Here is a 19,653-nt window from a genome sequence, read left to right as displayed (position 1 = left end):
GCAGCCGGTCATCTTTGCGGCCCAGGTCCCGACCATATCGCCGACCACCGCCAGCAACACGCCATCGGGTGCAGCGCATCGACGGCGCTGGTGTCGGCCTTGAGCGCCTTGCCGATCCGCTTGGCATTCGCAACCCCGAGCAGACGGAAGGCCATCCCGATACTGGCGACGATGATGTCGACCGCGATCCAGGCCGCATAGACCGCGCTGCCGACGCCAATCCGGGAGCCGGTCGCGGCAAGGCAAGGCGTCAGATGCAAAACGGCCCGACGCTTGGGCCGGGCCGTTTCGTCATGCGTTTGAAGGTCGCTTTACCAGATCGAGACGCGCTCTTCCGGCGGCAGGTAAAGCTCGTGATCCTCGGTCACCCCGAAAGCTTCGTACCAGGCGTCCTGATTGCGCAGCGCGCCATTGATGCGGTATTGCGCCGGCGAGTGCGGCCCCTGGCGCAGCTGGCGGACGAGCGCCTGCTCGGTGTACAGATTGCGCCACACCTGACCCCAGGCCATGTAGAAGCGCTGATCGCCGGTGAAACCATCCAGCACCGGGGCTTCGCCGCCATGATCGGCGAGGTAGAGCTGGTAGGCCCGGTAGGCCATTGAGAGGCCACCGACATCACCAATGTTCTCGCCCAGCGACAGGCGACCGTTTACGAACTCGCCCTCTACCGGGGAAAACTCGCTGTATTGGGCGGCCAGCTGATCCGTGCGTTCATCGAAATTCCCACGGCTCAGTTCGGTCCACCAGTCACGCAACACACCATCGCCGTCAGAGCGGCTGCCCTGATCGTCGAAGCCATGACCCATTTCGTGGCCGATCACGGCGCCGATGCCGCCGAAATTGACGGCCGGGTCGGCATAGGGGTCAAAGAAAGGACCTTGCAGGATGGCGGCCGGGAAAACGATCTCATTCGCGGTCGGGGAATAATAGGCATTCACCGTCTGCGGCGACATGCCCCATTCCCAATCGCGGATCGGTCCCCGCAGGCGGGCGCCACTATCAGCGCGGAACCAAGCCGCAATGCGCTCGGAATTGCCGAACAGGTCATCGGGACGAATCTCGATCGATGAATAGTCCGGCCACTGATCAGGATAGCCGATTTTCGGCGTGAAATTCTCGAACTTGTCGATGGCGCCGGCACGGGTTTCTTCGTCCATCCACTCCAGCGTTTCAAGGCGTTCGCGAAGGGCCATGCCGAGATAATCGACTAGGACCTCCATCTGCTGCTTGTATTCCGGCGGGAAGAAACGCTCGACATAGATTTGGCCGAGCGCCATGCCCATGGATCCATTGACATATTGGATGGCCCGGGACTCAAGCGGTCGCGGCGCTTCAACGCCTGACAGGGTGCGGTCGTAGAAGTCGAAGGAACGCTCATAGAATTCTGGTGTCAGCGACCCGCGATTACTGGACAGGTAACGGAAGGTCATCCAGTCCTGCCAGGTTTCCACCGGCACTTCGGTGAACAGGGTTGCCAGCGACTGGATGGCGGTATCCTGACGGATCACCACCTCGGTCTGGTCAGCGAAATCGAGTGCTTCCATGAAAGCGGTCCAGTCGAAACCGGGTGCGCTGGCTGCCAGTTCTTCGGTCGTCATCAGATTATAGGTGCGGGTCCGGTCGCGGCTGTCTTCGCGGGTCCAGTGGACCTCGGCGAAGGCTGTTTCCAGGTCAAGGATGCGTTGTGCTCGCTCGGCCCCGCCATCAATACCAATGAAGCCAAAAGTATCAGCAATGTATGCCAGATAGGCGTCGCGGAACGCCTGGTAACGCTCGGTCTCTTCCAGATAGTAGTCGCGGGTGGGCAAGCCTAGACCGCTCTGGCTCACGCCAACAATGTAGCGATCCGGATTGCCCTGGTCACGGGTCACCCCAGCGCCAAAGATGGATGCCGTGCCGGGGCTGCCCATCAGCGTCGCGATATCGGTATGGTTGCTGGCTGCGGCAATGCGTTCGATCATCGGCTGAGCCGGTTCGAAACCGCGCGTCTCAAGCGTTTCCTGATCCATGTAGGCTGCGTAGAGATCGCCGATCTGCTGCAGCGGTTCCCCGGCAGCGGCATCAGCGGCGCCAGCTTCCTCGATGATGCCGTTGATGCGTTCCTCTGAAAGCAGGTAGAGTTCCGTGAAGGATCCGAAGCGCGAGAAGCCTTGCGGCATCTCGACTGAATCGAGCCAACCACCATTCACATAGCGATTGAAGTCGTCACCCGGATGAACGGTAGTATCAACATGCTGGGTCTCGATGCCCCAGCTACCGAGGCGCGGATCACCGGCGGACGGATCGCCGACAACGGTCGCGACAGCCTGGGTCTCGCTGGTGGCGGGTTCATTCTGTGCGCTGGTCTCGGCTTCCGGCGTTTCGCCTGACGGCGAGCAGGCCGCCATCAGAGCCAAGCAGGCACTGGTCAGCAGAAGCTTTTTCATCGTGTTTCCCCTAAGAGCAAAATCCTTGGTGGAAACACTAGTGCGATAGGGCCGGGGCGCAATACGCGGGCACCGTCTCTTACAGCCCTGTAATGTAACGGCCCGACATTGCTGCCGGGCCGTTACATCGGATCAGGGGGCGCCCTACCAGATCGAGACGCGCTCTTCCGGCGGCAGGTAAAGGTCATTGTCCTCGGTCACACCGAAGGCCTCGTACCAGACGTCCAGATTGCGGACGACGCCATTGGTGCGGTATTGCGACGGGCTGTGCGGATCGGTTGCAAGCCGGTTGATGAGGTTGTCCTCGCGATACAGGCGCCGCCAGACCTGGGCCCAGGCCAGGAAGAAGCGCTGGTCGCCGGTGAAACCGTCGATCACAGGAGCCTGGCCATCGCAGCATGCATCGAGATGGCGATGATAGGCCGTATAGGCCATCTGCACGCCGCCGAGATCACCGATATTCTCGCCCATCGTGAATTCGCCGTTCACGGAGCGTCCTTCGACCGGCGAATAGCCGGAATACTGGACGCCGAGACGGTCGGCACGCTCCTCGAAGCGCTCATTCGTCTGTTCGCTCCACCAATCCCGGATCGAGCCATCATGGTCGAAGCGGCGACCCTGATCGTCGAAGCCGTGGCCGATCTCGTGACCGATCACCGCGCCGATGGCACCGTAGTTGACCGCGGCATCTGCGTTCGGATCAAAAAAGGGCGGCTGCAGGATGCCGGCCGGGAAAGTGATCTGGTTCATGAGCGGATTGTAGGACGCATTGACCGTCTGAGGCGGGTAAGGCCAGGCGTTCCGGTCCACCGGACCGGCGAGGTCGGCAACCTGCTCATTCCATTCGAATTCGCTGAGGCGGATGAGATTGCCGAACAGGTCGTCGGCGCTGATTTCAAGGTCGGAGTAGTTCTGCCACTCGTCAGGATAGCCAATGCGCGGCTCGAAGGTGGACAGCTTCTGCAGGGCGTTGGCCCGGGTTTCGTCATCCATCCAATCAAGCGTATCGAGGCGACCCGCGAAGGCCGTCGTCAGGTTGGCAACGAGGGACTCCATGGCCGATTTGGATTCCGGCGGGAAATGGCGGTCGACATAGACCTGGCCAACCGCTTCGCCGAGCTGGCCACCGACAAGATTGACGCCGCGGCGGTCACGCGGGCGCTGTTCCTCGGCGCCGTTCAGCGTCGTGCCGTACATCGCAAAATTGGCCGCGTCGAACGCTTCCGGCAGGGCGCCGGCATTCGAACGGATGAAGTGGAAGGTCATGTAGTCCTGCCAGACATCTACCGGCGTCTCGGCGAAAATCCGGCCGGCGGCCTCGATCGCGCTCGGCTGCGCCACGAGATAGGTGGCAACACCGCTGAGGCCGAGTTGTTCCATGCTGGCTTCGAAGTTCAGCTGTGGCGCAAGGGCGGCCAGCTGTTCCATCGGCATCGGATTGTAGATCCGCTGGATGTCGCGGCTGTCGGCCTGCGACCAATGGGTTTCGGCAAGGCGCATTTCCAGGTCGAAAATGGCCTGGGCCCGGGTTGCCCCATCCTCGATACCCGCCAGGTCGAAGATCTGTGCGATGAAGGCGAGATAGGCGTCGCGATAGCGCTGGTTGTCTTCTTCAAGGTAGAAGTCGCGATCCGGGAGACCAAGTCCGCCCTGGCCGACAAAGACCGTATAGCGCGTCGTGTCGGCCGGATCGGGGATGATGCCGACGCCAAAGGGCGATTGGTGATGGATGGTCGCGAACAGGGCGTTGATGTCGTCATGCGTCTCGGCGGCCGCGATCTGGTCCAGATAGGGCCGTGCCGGGGCGAGACCGAGCTGGTCGATGGTCGAGGTGTCCATCCAGCTGCCATAGAGGTCGCCGACCTTCTGCTCGATCGTGCCGTCGGCTGCGTTCATCGCCGCCAGCTCGAGGATGATCGCCTGGACCTGTTCCTCGGCTTCCAGCGCCAGCACGGTGAACATGCCGAAATTGGTCAGGTCGGACGGGATCTCGGTCTCGTCGAGCCAGGTGCCGTTCGCATAGCGGTAGAAATCATTGCCGGCCACGACGCTGGTATCCATGCCCGTCAGGTCAAACCCCCAGGTCCCGATTTCCGGGCTCGCAGTGGCGGTCGAATGAGCGGTGTCCGTCGCCGTTTCGGTCGGCGCTGCCGGCTGGCAGGCGACGGTGAGCGCCAGGACGGCGGTGCTCAGCAAGAGCTTTTTCATGCGATGATCCCCTTGTTTCTTGTTCCAGGACGCAAAAACGCCCCGCGTTGATTACTACGCGGGGCGTTTGGACGCCAATTATTCGGCAGGTGCGTGGTCGAGATGACCGGCCTGTTCGCCATGGGCGAAATCGGTGTCGGTGTAGTGCTCGCCGAGGGCCGGCTGCTTCTTGCCCGTCCACACCATCCGGAAGAAGCGGGCGATGTCGACCCCGATGGCATACATGGCCGGAACCATGAGCAGGGTCAGGAAGAGCGCGAAGATAACCGCGAAGCCCAGGGCGACGACCATCGGCTTGAGGAATTCCGCCTGGGTCGAGCGCTCGGCCATCATCGGGAAAATTCCGAGGAAGGTGGTGACCGAGGTCAGAAGGATCGGGCGGAAACGCTGCACGCCGGCATCGACGAGCGCCTGGTAGGCACCCACGCCATTGGCGCGCAGCCGGTTGACGAAGTCGATCAGCACCAGGTTGTCGTTGATGACGACGCCTGCCGCGGCCCCGACCCCGAAATAGGAGAAGAGGGCGATCGGCATGTCGAACATGAAGTGTCCGAAAATGGCGCCGGTCAGCGAGAATGGGATGGCGATCATGATCACGATCGGCTGGAAGTAGGAGCGGAAGGCGATCGCCAGCAGCAGGTACATCGAGATCAGCGCGAAGGCGAGCAGGACCAGGACTTCCGACATGAATTCGCGTTCGCCCTCGGCCTGGCCGATTTCGTCACGCGAGACATGCGGGAAGCGGGCCTCGAACGTCTCCCAGTAGTTCTCGCCGAGGCTGGCATTGACGTCGCCGCGGGCAGCCGGGTCCGACAATTCCGCGCTGACCGTGATCGTCCGCATGCCATTGCGGCGGTTGATCCGGTTGAGGCCCGGCGCAAAGTCGGCTTCGGCGACCGCGGCCAGCGGAATTTCACGCCCGTCAGCGGTGCGGATACGTACATCGCGCAGGGTGTCGAGTGAGCGGCGCGAAGCTTCGTCCAGGCGCACCATCACACGCACATCCTGGCCATCACGCGGCAGACGCTGAACTTCCTCACCCCAGAAAGCCTGGCGGACCTGACGCGTCACATCGTTCAGCGTCAGGCCGAGGGCCTGGGCATTGGGACGCAGGCGCACCTGCAATTCCTCGGTCGAGGTCTGCATGGAGTCGACCACGTCGTAGAGCGTGTCATAGCTGCGCAGCTGGGCCTTGAGATCGTCGGCCGCGGCCCGCAATTCCTCCAGGTTCTGCCCCGACAGGGCAAAATTCATGGAGTTGCCACCGTCATTGATCGTGGAGTCGAGACGGATCTCCTCGGCATCCGGGATCGGCCCGAGATACTCGCGGATCTGGGCGGCGACTTCCGAGGTCGGAAGGCTTCCGGGACGGACTTCCGGATCGGCCAGGGTGATCCAGGCACGGATCCGGCCGTCGGTGGCGAGCGTGGAGCGGCTCTCGATCATGTCCACTTCACCCGGAAACTGCTCGCGGTAATAGCTGAGCGCCTCGTCCTGGGCCCGATCGAGTTGCTGGCGGACCTGCTCGGTCCGGTTCCAGGGCGTGCCTTCGGCCAGTGTGATCGAGGTCTGGATCGTCTCGTTCTCGATCTGCGGCATGAAAACCGAACCGACCCGATTGGTCATCATCATGGAAATCGAGGCGACAAAGATCAGGAAGAAGCCGACAAACGTCGCATAACGGTTGCGTATGCAGGCCTTGGCGACCGGCCGGTAAACACCGCGGGCAAAGCTCAGCAGGGAGTTGGCGATCATCCGCTGCACAGCGATCAGTGGCCCGAAGAAGCCGGTACTGGACTGCGGCTTCATGTGCGACAGGTGGGCCGGCAGGATGAGCAGGGACTCGATCAGCGAGAAGGCCAGCGCCGCGATCACCACGAGCGAAATCTGTCGGGTGAACTGCACTTCCGGTCCGGTCAGCAGCATCCAGGGCGAGAACATCATGATGGTGGTGATGACGGCGAAAATCACCGGCTTGGCCACCATCTGCGTGCCGACGATCGCGGCCGTCAGACCAGGTTCGCCGCGTTCGACGCGGTCGTGGATGTTTTCCCCGACCACGATGGCATCATCGACGACGATACCGATCACCAGCAGGAAGGCGAACAGTGACAGCATGTTCAGCGTGACGCCAAGCATGGGCAGGATCAGGAAGGCGCCGCCGAAGGCAACGAAGATCCCGATGGTCACCCAGAACGCCACCATCGGGCGCAGGAAGAGGAAGAGGACGATCAGGACCAGGATGCCACCGAACAGGGCGGAGCTGGCGATCGTTTCCATGCGACCCGTGTACATTTCCGAATTGTCCCACCACAGCGACAGGTGGACGCCATCGGGCAGTTCAGCACGCTTGCGGTCGATATAGTCGCGAACCTGCTGCGAGGTGTTCACCACATCGATGTTCGGCGAGGTTTCGACGACGACGAGCACCATCGGCTCGCCATTATAGGTGGCTTCGAGATTGAAATCGCTGAAGCCGTCGGTCACGCGGGCAATATCGCGAACGCGCAGCGTACCGCCGTCGCTCGTTTGCCGGATGATGATGTCCTCGAACTCGGGCGCCGTATCGGCCAGCTGGCGGGAGGTGATGTTCACATCACCCAGATCGGTCCGGACACTGCCGGCCGATGCGTTCAGCGAACTGGAGCGGACGGCGCGGACAATCTCGTCGAAGGTCAGGTCGTAGCGACGCAGCGTCTCCTCGGAGACCTCGATCGAGACCTCTTCGCCGCGGGTCGCCCACATGTTGACAATGGAGGCGCCGGGCAGCTGGGCCACTTCGTCCCGGATTTCGCGGGCGATGGCCTGGAGTTCACGCCGGTCCGGGCTGCCGTGCACGGCAAATCCGACCACCTGGTCCTGGGAACGCCAGGGCGTCACGACGGGGCGGAAGGCCGATTGCGGCAGGTTGTTGACCGAGTCGACCTCGAGCTTGATGGCGTCGATGAACTCACCGACATCGACCGAGCGCTTGCCCTCGATATTGATATTGCCGCCGCCTTCGCGGGCGGTCGAGGTGATGGTCTCGATACCGTCCATGTCCGAGAGGGCTTCCTCGATCCGGACAATGATCTGCTCTTCGACTTCCTGCGGCGAGGCGCCCGGCCAGGCGACCGAGACGCTGGCGCCGTTCACCGACACGGTCGGGAAGACCTCGCGGTTAAGCGATTTGTAGCCAATGAAACCGCCGAGAACGGCGATGATCATCACCAGGTTGGCAGCGACGGAATTTCGCGCCCACCAGCCGATAATACCGCCCCGCGGGGCATCGTCATGAGTGGTGTTCGGGTCGGTCATCGCCGTTCTCCTCCCTTGGGGCTGTTCGGTTAACCGGCGCTCGCGACAGCATCGCTGTCGGCTTCGCCGGTTTCGGTTTCAGCCAGGCCTTCGGCCGTGTCGTCTTCGTCATAGGTTGCCGAATAGGCCGCGATCATCTCGCCGGCCGCATCGAATGTCTGGATGCGCATGCCATCGCTGGCGCCGCGGATCGGCGAGATGACGACCATTTCGCCACCACGGACCCCGGAGGAGACCACGACCCGCTCCGAGTTGGAGTCGATGACGTCAACGGTGCGGACCGAGAGGGTCCCGCCCTCTTCCGCGACATAGACGCTGTTCTGGCCGCGCAGGGCCGAGCGGGGCAGGATGTAGGCATTTTCCACATCACGCCCGGTGATATTGGCGGTAACAAACAGGCCGACGGCCAGCGGCGTCCCGTTCGAGGCACCGGCCCCGTAGGGATCCGTCACTTCGGCAATCGCGTAGAGAACGCGCGTCTGCGGGTCGATGGCACTGTCAGTGCGGGTGATGCGGCCCTGCCAGGTCTGCTGGCTGCCACCGAGGGCGGCGCTCAGCTCAACCGGCATGCCTTCGCCGTCGCCACCGGCATTGTAGGCGATCGGAATGCCCAGCAGGCCGAGTTCGTGATCAGTCAGCGGCAGGCGCACCAGAACGGCATCGGTCGAGAACACTTCGCCCAGCGGCGTACCCGGCGACACATACTGGCCGAGGTCGGCGCTCTTGGTGCGGACGCGGCCGCTGAACGGCGCGGAAATCCGCGTGCGTTGCAGGTCGAGGCGGGCCGCCTGGAGGGCGGCTTCCGCCGCGGCCAGCTGGGCCCGCGCTTCGGCCAGTTGCGGCTCACGCAGCGTCAGGGACGAGGCTTCGCCCTCGCCGAGCTCAGCCCACTCGCTGGCGGCCAGTTCGGACTCGGCCTGTTCGCGGACCAGGGCCTGTTGCGCCTGTGCGACCTGGGCGGAGGCCCGGGTCACGGCGAGACGATAATCGGCGTCGTCGATCTGGACCAGGGTTTCACCGGCCTCGAAGAAGCCGCCCTCGATGAAATCCGGATTCACAAAGGTGATACGTCCGGCGACCTGGGGCACGAGATTGATCTGGGTGCGCGGACGGGCCTCGCCTTGCGAGGAGACCTGCAGTGCGATCGTGTCCAGACGGGCCTCGTCGACGAAGACCGCGACCGGCCGCGGTGCGGCGTTGGCGCGCTCCGGGCGCTGTTGCGACATGAAGAGGCTGACAATCACGCCGACGCCGACAGCGCCAACAACGATGAGGATCAAGAAACGTCCGAGAAACTTACCCATGATTATTCTCCTGTGTGCGCGGCCGGGTCTGCGGACTGGGCCGCGGAGAAATCGCCGGCAAGGGCGAGATAGAGATCGACGCGATTGGTCACACGTTCGCGACGCGCCGAGATGTATTGGCTTTCAGCGCTGATCCGCCGCGACTGGGCGGTCAGCAGTTCGAAAATGGTGGATACGCCGCGGGCGTATTCGCGGACCACAAGGTCCTCGGCCGCTGCGGCTTCTTCATAGGCCTGGCGCAAATTTTCGACCCGCCGGGCGAGAATCGCGTCGGCATGGATCGCATCTTCCGATTCCTGCCAGGCGGTCAGCACGGTCGCGACATAGCCGGCGACCAGCCCCTCGGCATTGGCATAGACCTGGTCACGTTGGGCCAGCAGGGTGCCACCATCGAAAATCGGCGCGACCAGCGAGGCGGTGATGCTGGAGACCAGCGTGTCCAGGTCGAACATGTCGGAGACATCGATACCGCCGGTGCCGGACGAGCCACGCAGGGACAGGCTCGGGATGAGCGCCTTGGCGGCGGCGTCCGATTGCAGGCCCGCCGCATCCAGGCGGTCGCGCGCAGCCCGAACATCGGGACGGCGACCGAGCAGGTCGACCGGCCTGCCCAGACCGCCCAGGGCGGCAAGCTCGGGGAAATCGCCCTCCGGCGCCAGGCTGGCGGACGGATAACGACCGAGCAGGGTTTCAAGGCCGCGAGCCGAAGAAGCTTCGACGCGCTGGCGCGAGGCGAGGGCGGCCTGCGACGAGGCCAGCGCGCTGCGGGCGGTCCGAACGTCCGAGCTGCGGACCAGGCCGCGGGCAAAGCGGCGTTCGGTAAGGTCGAGTGAACTCTGGCGCGTCGCGACATCGCGCTCGGCCAGTTCGGTCTGCTGGCGGGCCTCGATCAGCGAGAACCAGCCCTTGGCCACCAGGCCTGCGACCGACAGCTGCGCGGCGCGGACGTCCTCGGCTGCGGCTTCGGCGTTGAGGCCGCTGGCACGTGAATTGTCGCGAAGCGCGCCCCACAGATCGGTTTCCCAGGATGCGGAGAGGCCGAGGCCGAAACTGTCCGACCCGGCACCGCTGTTGCGCTCGGTGCGTGTGTAGGTGGTGCTGCCGTCAAGGCGCGGCAGGAAGCGCGCGCCGTCGATGCGCGCCGCCGCCTGGGCGCCATGAAAGCGCGCCAGCGACTGGGCCAGAGACGGATTGCCCGCGAAGGCTTCATCAATAAGAGACGAGAGGCGCGCATCCTCCAGGGAGGCGACCCAGTCGCGGGCCAGCTCGGCCCCGGCTTCGCCCGTACCGGCTGACCAGGAAGCCGGTGCCGAGGGAAGTGTTCCCTCGGCACTGAATTCCCGGGTCTCGAAGGCCTGCAGCGTGCTGCAGGAAGCGGTGGCCAGTGCTGTGGCGATTACTAGCAAACGTTTTGCCATGCGTTGTCCCCGCACGTCTTGATCTGAATTGGAGCTGCATCCTAGGAGCGGCATAGCGAAAGTCAACAGATTTTTATCGAAAAACACTAAATGCATAGCGAATGGCATGAAAACTCTCTCGAAATTCGTGATGTCGTTGTTCTGCCGTTATGGCTTTGATGCCGCGGGCTCGTCATTTGGATGCAAATCACGCTAGAACCCGTATGGCGACCACGCGCCAAAACTGCGCTCTGCGCCCCGTTCGGCGCGCTACATGACGCATGACAAGTCCAAAGGCGACTAAAACTTGAGCAATAAAAATGACTCCGAGGCGCCACTGATCCGGATCAGGCGGCGGGATACGGCCGCAGTCGCGGGCCTTGGCAGCATGGTCCTCGTCCTGTTCTGGATGTTTGGTGAGCTCGGCCTGCTGGAAACAGTGGTCGCGATCACCACCATCGCGGCGCTCTCGACCTTCTATTACCTGACCGTGCGGACGGCGCTCAATCCACTCCCGGACCCCGCTTCGCACCGCGGCCAGGACAGTGGTGCGTCAGGCAGCTCGGCCAATGCCCAGCTGATGCTGGAGAGCCTGCCCATTCCGGTCCTGCTGGTCGGCTCGGGTGGCCGCATCGAGATCGCCAATCCGGCGGCACGCGAATTCCTCGGCCTCGGTCCGGTGACCGGCCATCTGTCGTCTGTATTGCGTCAGCCCCAGGTCCTCGAAGCTGTCAGCGCAGCACTTCGTGGCCACGCCGTTGAGCCGGTCGAATACTCCATGATGGCGCCGGTCGAGAGCCATGTCCGGGCGTTCGTTGCGCCGGTCGCCGCGCCGGAGGACCCGGCCCTGCCGTGGCGCGCCATGCTTGTGCTGTCGGACGAAACATCGATCAAGCGCGCTGACCGCATGCGGGCCGACTTCCTGGCCAATGCCAGCCATGAGTTGCGTACACCGCTGGCCTCGCTGGCCGGCTTCATCGAGACGCTGCGCGGTCACGCCAAGGATGATCCGGATGCGCGTGACCGTTTCCTGGCCATCATGTTCGACCAGACCGAGCGCATGCAGCGCCTGATCAATGATCTTCTTTCGCTGTCGCGTGTGGAAATGGACGAGCATGTGCCGCCAAGCGGCACGGCCGACATGGCGGCGATCATTGATGATGTCGTGGACGTCTTGCGGCCGCAGATCGCCGAAAAGTCGATCAGGCTCGAGGTCAACGCTGAACCGGCCGTCGCCGTGGGTGAACGGGATCAATTGCTCGAAGTCGTGATGAACCTGGTCGAGAATGCGATCAAGTATTCGGAATCCGGATCGACCGTGACCCTGCAGCTGTGCACCGGGCTCACCCGGGACCAGGCGGAGCGTCCCGGCCTCGTGCTGGGCGATGCCGCAAGCCGGCTGACCCTGGCGGGCCCCAGCTCGGAAGCCGGCGACCGCTTCCTTGCGGTCCGTGTCCGCGATGCGGGCAAGGGCATCGAGCGGGGAAACCTGCCGCGCCTGTCGGAACGGTTCTATCGTGTCGATGGCCAGAAGAGCGGCCCGAAGGAGGGGACCGGACTCGGGCTGGCGATCGTCAAGCACATCGTCAACCGCCATCGCGGCGGCTTCACGGTCGAAAGCCTGCCCGGCACGGGATCCGTCTTCAGCGTGTTTCTGCCGGTCGCGCGCCACGTGTCAAAAGCTTCTGAATTGCCAGGGGGTTGACGCCGGTATCCGATTTTTCCCGCGGGCAGGCTGGGTGCTGTCACAAAACCGTAGCCTGACTGTCATATACGGGGCGCGCATCGGGCGTACCACTCGAACCGGCGCCAACGGAACCAGACCACCATCGGCGAGCCGAGGGGAATTGAATGTCCATTATCGCCATCGTCGCTCTCGCGATCATCGTGATGCTGGCCGGCGGCTTTTATGTCGGCCGCTCGCGGGCGATCGCGGCGGTATCGGGCGCGACAGCGAGCCTGCATTCCCTGCCCAATTATCATGGCTATCACGTTGCGATCTGGACCGGCCTGCCAGCCTTCCTGCTGCTAGCGGTCTACGGCATGTTCGGCCCAACACTGGTCGACCGCATCACGGCCGCCGAACTGCGCCGGGACGCGATCGTGCTGACATCCAGCTTCGAGAGCGAGCTTGCCTCGGATCCCGAGATCCTGGCGCTTGAAGAGGCGTTGACGCTGCTGCGCGCCCGTGCCGATGCGATCAGTGATTCCATGGCCGAGCTTCGCAGCGCCAGCGGCAGCGATCGTGACCCGCAAAGGCTTGAGGCGCTCGCCGTGGAGCAAACCGACCTCGTCAACCAGATTGCGACGACCGAGGACGCCCGGCTGGCGCGGCGTGATGTGTTGCGCGACCGGGTCTCGGCCGAGGCCGCCGCGTCCGGCGCCGAGGTTCGCGCCCTGGCGGGTTTCGAACTCGTCCACGCGCCGCGTGAACGGCGACAGCTCTTCCTGTCGGATGTCCGCCGGATCGCAACGGACGGCCTGGCCAGCCGGGCGAGCGACGAGCTTGATGCTGCTGCGGCCGTGATGGCGCACCATGACCTCCGCATCCGCTACCTGTTTGCCGGTTTGGCCCTGGCGCTCGCTGTCGGTGGCCTGGTCCGGACACGCGGCCAGATCGCCGGTCCTTTCCGGGCCCGCAATCACGTCGAAGGCCTGGTCACGGCCATGCTTTTCCTGTCGTCCGTGATCGCGATCATGACGACGATCGGCATCGTCTTCTCGCTCCTGTTCGAGAGCATCCGCTTCTTCTCGACAGTGCCTCTCACCGAATTCCTGTTCGGCCTGCAATGGTCGCCCCAGATCGCGCTTCGGGCGGATCAGGTCGGTCAGTCCGGCGCCTTCGGAGCCGTGCCCCTGTTTGCCGGTACGGCGATGATCACGCTGATCGCCATGGTCGTGGCGGTCCCGATCGGCCTGTTGTCGGCCATCTACCTGTCGGAATATGCCGGCCCGCGTTTCCGCCTGACTGCCAAGCCGATCCTGGAAATCCTCGCCGGCATTCCCACGGTGGTCTACGGCTTCTTCGCCCTTTTGACCGTCGGCCCGGCCATTCGCAGTTTCTTTGCGATGATCGGCATTGACGATGTGGTGACACAGAGTGCCTTGTCGGCCGGCCTGGTCATGGGGGTCATGATCATTCCCTTCATCTCCTCGCTCAGCGACGATGTGATCAATTCCGTGCCGCAATCGCTGCGCGACGGCTCCTATGCCATGGGCGCGACCAAGTCCGAGACCATCGGCCGCGTGATCATTCCGGCAGCCCTGCCGGGCATTGTCGGCGCCATCCTGCTGGCCGTGTCGCGCGCGGTCGGTGAAACCATGATTGTTGTGATGGCGGCGGGCCAGGGCGCGAACCTGACCGCCAATCCGCTGGAATCAGTGACAACGATCACGGTGCAAATCGTCATGCTGCTGACCGGCGACCAGGAATTTGACAGCCCCAAGACCCTGTCCGCCTTCGCGCTGGGCTTGGTCCTCTTCGTCATCACGCTCCTGATGAACGTCCTCGCGCTGCGCGTCGTGCAAAGATACCGGGAAAAATATGACTGATACCCCCGACATCTCGCCGATCCGGTCTGCTGTCAGCAAGAATCTCGGTGCCCGCTACCGGGCCGAGTTGCGCTTTCGCGCGGCCGGTCTCGCAGCGGTCGCAGCGGCGGTCGGCATTCTCGTCATCCTGCTCGCCTCGATCATTTCTGGCGGACTGCCGGCCTTTACGGTCAACCAGCTGGAGCTGACTGTCGAACTCGATCGCGAGCTCATCGATCCGAACGGTGATGGCAGCGAGGAATCCTTGCGTCGGGGCGGCTACAGCCGGGCCCTTCAGGACGCCATACGGGCGGAATTTCCCGAGGTTCAGGCCCGCCGTGATCTGCGCAACCTGTTCAGTCTCTATACCGCGCTCAATGCCACGCGCCTGATGGATGATGTGCTGGAGAATCCCGACCTGATCGGCAGCCGGTACGACTTCACCATGCCGCTTGCCGATGACCTCGATCTCTACCTCAAGGGCCTTCTGGTTGAGGATCGCACGCTGGATACCGGCGGCGTCCTTTCCCTGGCGGTCGAGGGCGATGAGGTCGCGATCAGTTCGACGGAAACGGATTTCCGCGAGCTGGCCGCCGAACTCGCCCGCGTGCTGCGCGCCCGGGCCACCGTTCTGGAAGTCCAGGCCGACACGCTCGCCGGTCTCGCCGAAGGCCTGTCCGGCACCGAAGCCGAGGACCTGCTCTACGACGCTGACCTGAACCGGCGCCGGGCTGCAGACATTCGCGCAACGCTGGAGGCCGATGCCGGATCGCTGACGCTGGATGCGAGCCTGCCCAGCGTGATCGTCGAGGTCGAAGGTCGCGCCGTCGCGCTGACATCGCTTGGCCGCAACGGCGCCGCGGCGACCGGGCGTTTCCTGATCGGGTCCGAACCACTCGCAGCGGCAGCTGACTGGACGCTGTATGTGATCGATACGCCGGCGGAACGTCGCCGGGTCAGTGACCAGCTGATCGTATGGACGCGCGCGCTGCAGGAGCGCGGCGCGATCCGTGCGAGTTTCAATACCTACCTCTTCGCCAATGCCGACAGCCGTGAACCCGAGCTGGCCGGGGTCAAGGGCGCGCTGTTCGGCTCCATCCTGACGATGATGATCACGATCATCATCTCGGTTCCGATTGGTGTCTTCACCGCGCTCTACCTTGAAGAATACGCCCCGAAGAACCGTTTCACCGCGCTGATCGAGGTCAATATCAACAACCTGGCGGCGGTCCCTTCCATTGTCTTCGGCCTGCTCGGGCTGGCGGTCTTCATCAATGCCTTCGGACTGCCGCGTTCGGCGCCGCTCGTCGGTGGCCTTGTCCTGTCGCTGATGACCCTTCCGACCGTGATCATTGCAACCCGCGCCGCGCTCAAGGCGGTGCCGCAATCGATCCGCCAGGCGGCGCTGGCCGTTGGCGCCTCGCGGACCCAGACCGTGTTTCATCACGTCCTGCCGCTGGCCGCACCCGGCATCCTGACCGGTGCCATCATCGGCCTGGCCCAGGCGATGGGCGAGACCGCACCGCTCCTGATGATCGGCATGGTCGCCTTCATCGCCGATGCACCGACGCTGGGGCTGGAAGGGTTCACCGAGCCCGCGACCGTCATGCCGGTCCAGATTTTCCTGTGGTCCGACGGCGCCGAACGGGCCTGGGAATACCGCAGTGCCGCCGCAATCCTTGTTCTTCTCGCGCTGATGATTGGCTTCAATGCCCTAGCCATCTATCTGCGCCGTCGCTTCGAGCGGAGATGGTAGATCCATGACCGATGCATCCCACAATCCTGCCGAGCTGCCGATCAAGGTCGCCGCGCGCGACGTGACCGTCAGCTATTCCGGCAAGCAGGCCCTGCACAATGTCTCGATCGACATTCCCGATCGTTCGGTGACGGCCTTCATCGGCCCGTCGGGCTGCGGCAAGTCGACCTTCCTGCGTTGCCTGAACCGCATGAATGACACGATCGAGGGGGCCAAGGTCGGCGGATCGCTGACCATTGATGGCCGGGAGATCAACGACAAGTCGATCGATCCGGTCGTGCTTCGCGCCAGCGTCGGCATGGTGTTCCAGAAGCCGAACCCCTTCCCGAAATCGATCTATGACAATGTCGCCTACGGACCGCGCATTCACGGTCTCGCCCTGTCGCGCCCGGAGCTCGACGAGATTGTCGAGAACGCCCTGCGCAAGGCCGGCCTGTGGGACGAGGTTTCCGATCGTCTTGCCCATCCCGGCACCAGCCTTTCCGGCGGTCAGCAACAGCGCCTCGTCATCGCCCGCGCCATCGCCGTCAATCCGGAAGTCATCCTGATGGACGAGCCGTGTTCGGCGCTCGACCCGATCGCCACCGCGCGAATCGAAGAGCTGATTGACGAATTGCGCGAGAATTACTGCATCATCATCGTCACGCATTCGATGCAACAGGCAGCGCGGGTCTCTCAGCAGACCGCCTTTTTCCATATGGGCAACCTCGTCGAATACGGGCCGACCGAGGACATTTTCACCAACCCGCGCGACTCCCGCACGCAGGACTACATCACCGGACGTTTCGGCTAGGCCGGGGCATCCATCGAGAAGGGGGCCAGTCATGGCGCTTTCAAGAACTGCGCACATCGTTACCGCCTATGGCGAAGAGCTGGACCAGCTTGCCGACGATCTCGCCCGCATGGGTGGCCTTGTCGAGACGCAGCTGGAAAAGGCGATCGCGGCCGTCGTCCGCCGCGATGCCAGCATCAAGCCGGACATCAAGGCCCGCGAGGCCCAGGTCAACGCCCTGCAGGTGGACATTGAAAAGCGCGTCCTGCGTCTGTTTGCCCTGCGCCAGCCCCTGGCGACGGACCTGCGGATGACGATCTCGGCACTCAAGATCGCCTCCGATCTGGAACGCGTCGGCGATCTTGCCAAGAATATTGCCTATCGTGCCGGCGATCTGGCCGGCTATGCCCCGCTTCCCCTGACCCAGCAGGTCGAGCGCCTGGGCGCAATCGTGATCAAGCAATTGCGCGAAGTGCTGGATGCCCAGTCCTCGGCCGATATCGAGCCGGCGGTGCGCGTCTGGCATTCCGATGACGAGGTCGATGAGCGCTACAACACGCTGGTCCGCGAAATGCTGCTCGCGATGACCGAGGATTCCGGCCTCGTGGGCCCGGGCGTCCACATCCTGTTCGTCGCCAAGAATCTGGAGCGCATCGGCGACCACGCCACCAATATTGCAGAAGCCGTCCACTTCATGGTGACCGCGTCACCTCTGGTGGACGACGGTCATTCCTGAGCCAGACAACGATCGTAAGCCCGGAGCCGTTCGATGAAACCCCAAATCCTTGTCGTTGAAGATGAAGATGCCCTGGCCACCCTGCTTCAGTACAATCTGGAGAAGGAAGGCTATACGGTCGCGGTCGCCAGAGACGGCGAAGACGCCCTGATGCAGGCTGAAGAGGCCACGCCGGATCTGGTCCTGGTTGACTGGATGCTGCCGAAAGTGTCGGGCATCGAGGTCTGTCGCCGCCTGCGCGGGCGCCAGGAAACGGCGAATGTGCCGATCATCATGCTCACGGCTCGCGGCGAGGAAACCGACCGGGTGCGCGGTCTCGATACCGGCGCTGATGATTACATCGTCAAACCCTTCTCGATGACCGAGCTGTTCGCGCGCATCCGCGCCGTTCTTCGCCGTATCCGTCCGGGCCTGGCCGAGGACGTGATCGAGGCCGGCGACATCACGATGGATCGTGTCGCGCACCGGGTCCGCCGGGCTGATCGGGAAATCCATCTCGGACCGACCGAATTCCGCCTGCTGGATTATCTCATGCAGCACCCCGGCCGGGTCTTCTCGCGTGAGCAATTGCTCGACGCGGTCTGGGGCTCGGACGTCTATGTCGAGGCGCGCACGGTGGACGTCCATGTCGGTCGCCTGCGCAAGGCGCTCAACAACAAGGAAGAGCGCGACCCCATCCGCACCGTCCGTTCAGCCGGCTATGCCTTTGACGTGAATGCGTGATCGCAACGCGTATCGTGCCCTAATTCGTGTGACAGGTATGTGATCGCGCACTAGGGTTTCCCGCAGGGATGAGCTCTGGGGGATTTCTTGATCGTGACACGGGGCTTGAAATGGGCCGCCGCGGCCGTGCTGGGTGTGGCCATAGCGGGTTCGGCCTGTGCTGACGACTGGCAGGATGTGTTTGCGTGGCGGGAGATCCAGTCGGAGGTCTCGCAGCGATACATTGAGGCGGGGGGGCAAAGGACGCCGGCTCATTTCCGCAGCAGCGCCGCTCTGGATCTGGCCATGTTCAGCGCCGCGAATGCGGTGGCAAAGCGCTATACACCCTATTTCGAAGGCCTGCCCGATGGTGCAACCGACGCAGACCTGGCCGCGCATCATGCCGCAGCCGCTCTCCTGACGCGGCTCTATGGAGACAGTGCGCGGGCCGAAACCGACGCTCGTCTGATGGCTGTGAGCGAAGGGCATACGCCTGAAGCGCGGGTCGCAGCCAGCCGGCTGGCCGACGCCGTCGTTGACCTTACCCTGGCCCGTGCCGGTGCCACGATCGGTGATGTCCCGCCCTATCGGCCCTTCACCACGGCCGGTCGCTGGGTCCCGACCGAATTGCCCTATTTCCGCGGCGCACTGAATGCCCGGCCCTGGGTGATGGCGGCTTCGTCCGACCTGCGACCGGCGGGGCCGCCCGCGCTGGACAGCGAGCTCTGGGCCGAAAACTTCAACGAAGTTATGACGTTGGGCGCCCTGGGCAGTGAAGTCCGAACCGAAGAACAGACCGCGGAGGCGCGCTTCTGGGTGTCCAAGGACTGGGAGCCGCTGGTACGCCAGCTGGCTGCGCGGCGGGAGCTTGATCTCCTGGATACCGCGCGGGTCATGGCCTTGATGTCACTGGCGACATCGGATGCAGGCCTCGCGACGGGTGAGGCCAAGGACCATTTCCAGTTCTGGCGTCCGATTACCGCCATTCGCAACGCCGATCTCGACGGCCGCGAGGATACCGCTGTGGTGGCCGATTGGGCACCTCTCCTGAATACGCCGCGTCATCCGGAGTATCCGTGTGCACACTGTTCCTACGGTGCTGCCGTTTCTGCCGTGCTGACGGCCAGTTTCACCCTCGAGGCGGGGGAGAGCGTGGATGTCTACGCCGAGGACGCGCCGGAACTGATCGAGGCCATCGACGATCTCGGTGATTTCAGCCGGCGCATGTCGATGTCGCGGCTCTATGGCGGTGTTCACTACCGTTTCTCGAACGAGGATGCCGAAGAGATTGGCCGTACAGCGGCCGGTTTGGCGCTGGCCCGTTTCGGACAGCCGGTCGAGGCGGACTAGGTGTCGTTTCTCAAGACGTTGTTCAGTAGCTGGCTGAGCCTTTTGGTTGGCGGCTGTTTGGCGAGAGCATAGTGCGGCCGGCCGGTATTGTACCAGTCTAGATATCGGGCGAGATCGCGGTTCCGGCTATCGGATGATCTGTAGGGTATGGCGTAGGCCCATTCCCTGAGCAGG

General features: G+C 63.6%; 14 protein-coding genes. 7 read left to right on the top strand and 7 right to left on the bottom strand.

Translation table 11 applies throughout. The annotated features are described in order from the left end of the window. Positions 1-8: 8 nt before the first annotated feature. The 6 genes from QZZ02_RS01590 to QZZ02_RS01565 all read right to left on the bottom strand — a co-directional run bounded on the left by QZZ02_RS01590 (position 9) and on the right by QZZ02_RS01565 (position 10,653). On the bottom strand, positions 9-260 hold the full coding sequence (locus QZZ02_RS01590; protein WP_291841813.1) for a hypothetical protein: 252 nt from the start codon (positions 258-260) through the stop codon (positions 9-11). A 51-nt stretch (positions 261-311) separates the two neighbouring features. Then, on the bottom strand, positions 312-2,426 hold the full coding sequence (locus tag QZZ02_RS01585) for a M13 family metallopeptidase (RefSeq protein ID WP_291841812.1): 2,115 nt from the start codon (positions 2,424-2,426) through the stop codon (positions 312-314). 144 nt (positions 2,427-2,570) lie between these two features. Next, positions 2,571-4,634 (bottom strand): M13 family metallopeptidase, encoded by a 2,064-nt coding sequence (locus QZZ02_RS01580; protein WP_291841811.1) that lies wholly within the window; start codon positions 4,632-4,634, stop codon positions 2,571-2,573. Between the two features lie 78 nt (positions 4,635-4,712). Then, positions 4,713-7,931, bottom strand: coding sequence for an efflux RND transporter permease subunit (locus tag QZZ02_RS01575; protein WP_291841810.1), 3,219 nt, complete (start codon positions 7,929-7,931; stop codon positions 4,713-4,715). Positions 7,932-7,960: 29 nt separating this feature from the next. Beyond that, the gene (locus QZZ02_RS01570) at positions 7,961-9,235 is read right to left on the bottom strand and encodes an efflux RND transporter periplasmic adaptor subunit (RefSeq protein WP_291841808.1); all 1,275 of its coding nucleotides are present in this window, start codon (positions 9,233-9,235) and stop codon (positions 7,961-7,963) included. A gap of 2 nt (positions 9,236-9,237) precedes the next feature. Further along, positions 9,238-10,653 carry an efflux transporter outer membrane subunit gene (locus QZZ02_RS01565; protein ID WP_291841807.1) on the bottom strand — a complete coding sequence of 472 codons (1,416 nt, stop codon included), beginning with the start codon at positions 10,651-10,653 and terminating at the stop codon, positions 9,238-9,240. A 286-nt stretch (positions 10,654-10,939) separates the two neighbouring features. On the opposite strand from QZZ02_RS01565, the gene QZZ02_RS01560 reads away from it, so the two are divergent. From QZZ02_RS01560 to QZZ02_RS01530, 7 genes are all read left to right on the top strand, one after another. Beyond that, positions 10,940-12,337, top strand: coding sequence for an ATP-binding protein (locus QZZ02_RS01560; protein WP_291841805.1), 1,398 nt, complete (start codon positions 10,940-10,942; stop codon positions 12,335-12,337). Between the two features lie 146 nt (positions 12,338-12,483). Then, positions 12,484-14,184 carry a phosphate ABC transporter permease subunit PstC gene (pstC, locus tag QZZ02_RS01555; protein WP_291841804.1) on the top strand — a complete coding sequence of 567 codons (1,701 nt, stop codon included), beginning with the start codon at positions 12,484-12,486 and terminating at the stop codon, positions 14,182-14,184. Beyond that, positions 14,177-15,919, top strand: coding sequence for a phosphate ABC transporter permease PstA (pstA, locus tag QZZ02_RS01550; protein ID WP_291841803.1), 1,743 nt, complete (start codon positions 14,177-14,179; stop codon positions 15,917-15,919). Before pstC ends, pstA begins: the two co-directional genes overlap by 8 nt. Positions 15,920-15,923: 4 nt before the next feature. Then, positions 15,924-16,712 carry a phosphate ABC transporter ATP-binding protein PstB gene (pstB, locus tag QZZ02_RS01545; RefSeq protein WP_291841802.1) on the top strand — a complete coding sequence of 263 codons (789 nt, stop codon included), beginning with the start codon at positions 15,924-15,926 and terminating at the stop codon, positions 16,710-16,712. 31 nt (positions 16,713-16,743) lie between these two features. After that, positions 16,744-17,427: a phosphate signaling complex protein PhoU gene (phoU, locus tag QZZ02_RS01540; protein WP_291841801.1), complete on the top strand. Its 684-nt coding sequence runs from the start codon at positions 16,744-16,746 to the stop codon at positions 17,425-17,427. 33 nt (positions 17,428-17,460) lie between these two features. After that, positions 17,461-18,150, top strand: a complete 690-nt coding sequence (phoB, locus tag QZZ02_RS01535) for a phosphate regulon transcriptional regulator PhoB (RefSeq protein WP_291841800.1) — start codon at positions 17,461-17,463, stop codon at positions 18,148-18,150. A 105-nt stretch (positions 18,151-18,255) separates the two neighbouring features. Then, complete coding sequence (locus QZZ02_RS01530; RefSeq protein ID WP_291841798.1) at positions 18,256-19,479, top strand: vanadium-dependent haloperoxidase; 1,224 nt, start codon at positions 18,256-18,258, stop codon at positions 19,477-19,479. Here the strand turns inward: QZZ02_RS01530 and QZZ02_RS15035 are convergent. Further along, positions 19,476-19,652, bottom strand: a complete 177-nt coding sequence (locus tag QZZ02_RS15035) for an integrase core domain-containing protein (RefSeq protein WP_366511482.1) — start codon at positions 19,650-19,652, stop codon at positions 19,476-19,478. The two genes, QZZ02_RS01530 and QZZ02_RS15035, sit on opposite strands and share 4 nt — an antisense overlap. Position 19,653 lies beyond the last annotated feature (1 nt).

Source organism: Maricaulis sp. (genome assembly GCF_015665295.1).
Classification (GTDB): Bacteria; Pseudomonadota; Alphaproteobacteria; order Caulobacterales; family Maricaulaceae; genus Maricaulis.
This window is presented reverse-complemented; position numbering and strand designations above follow the sequence as displayed.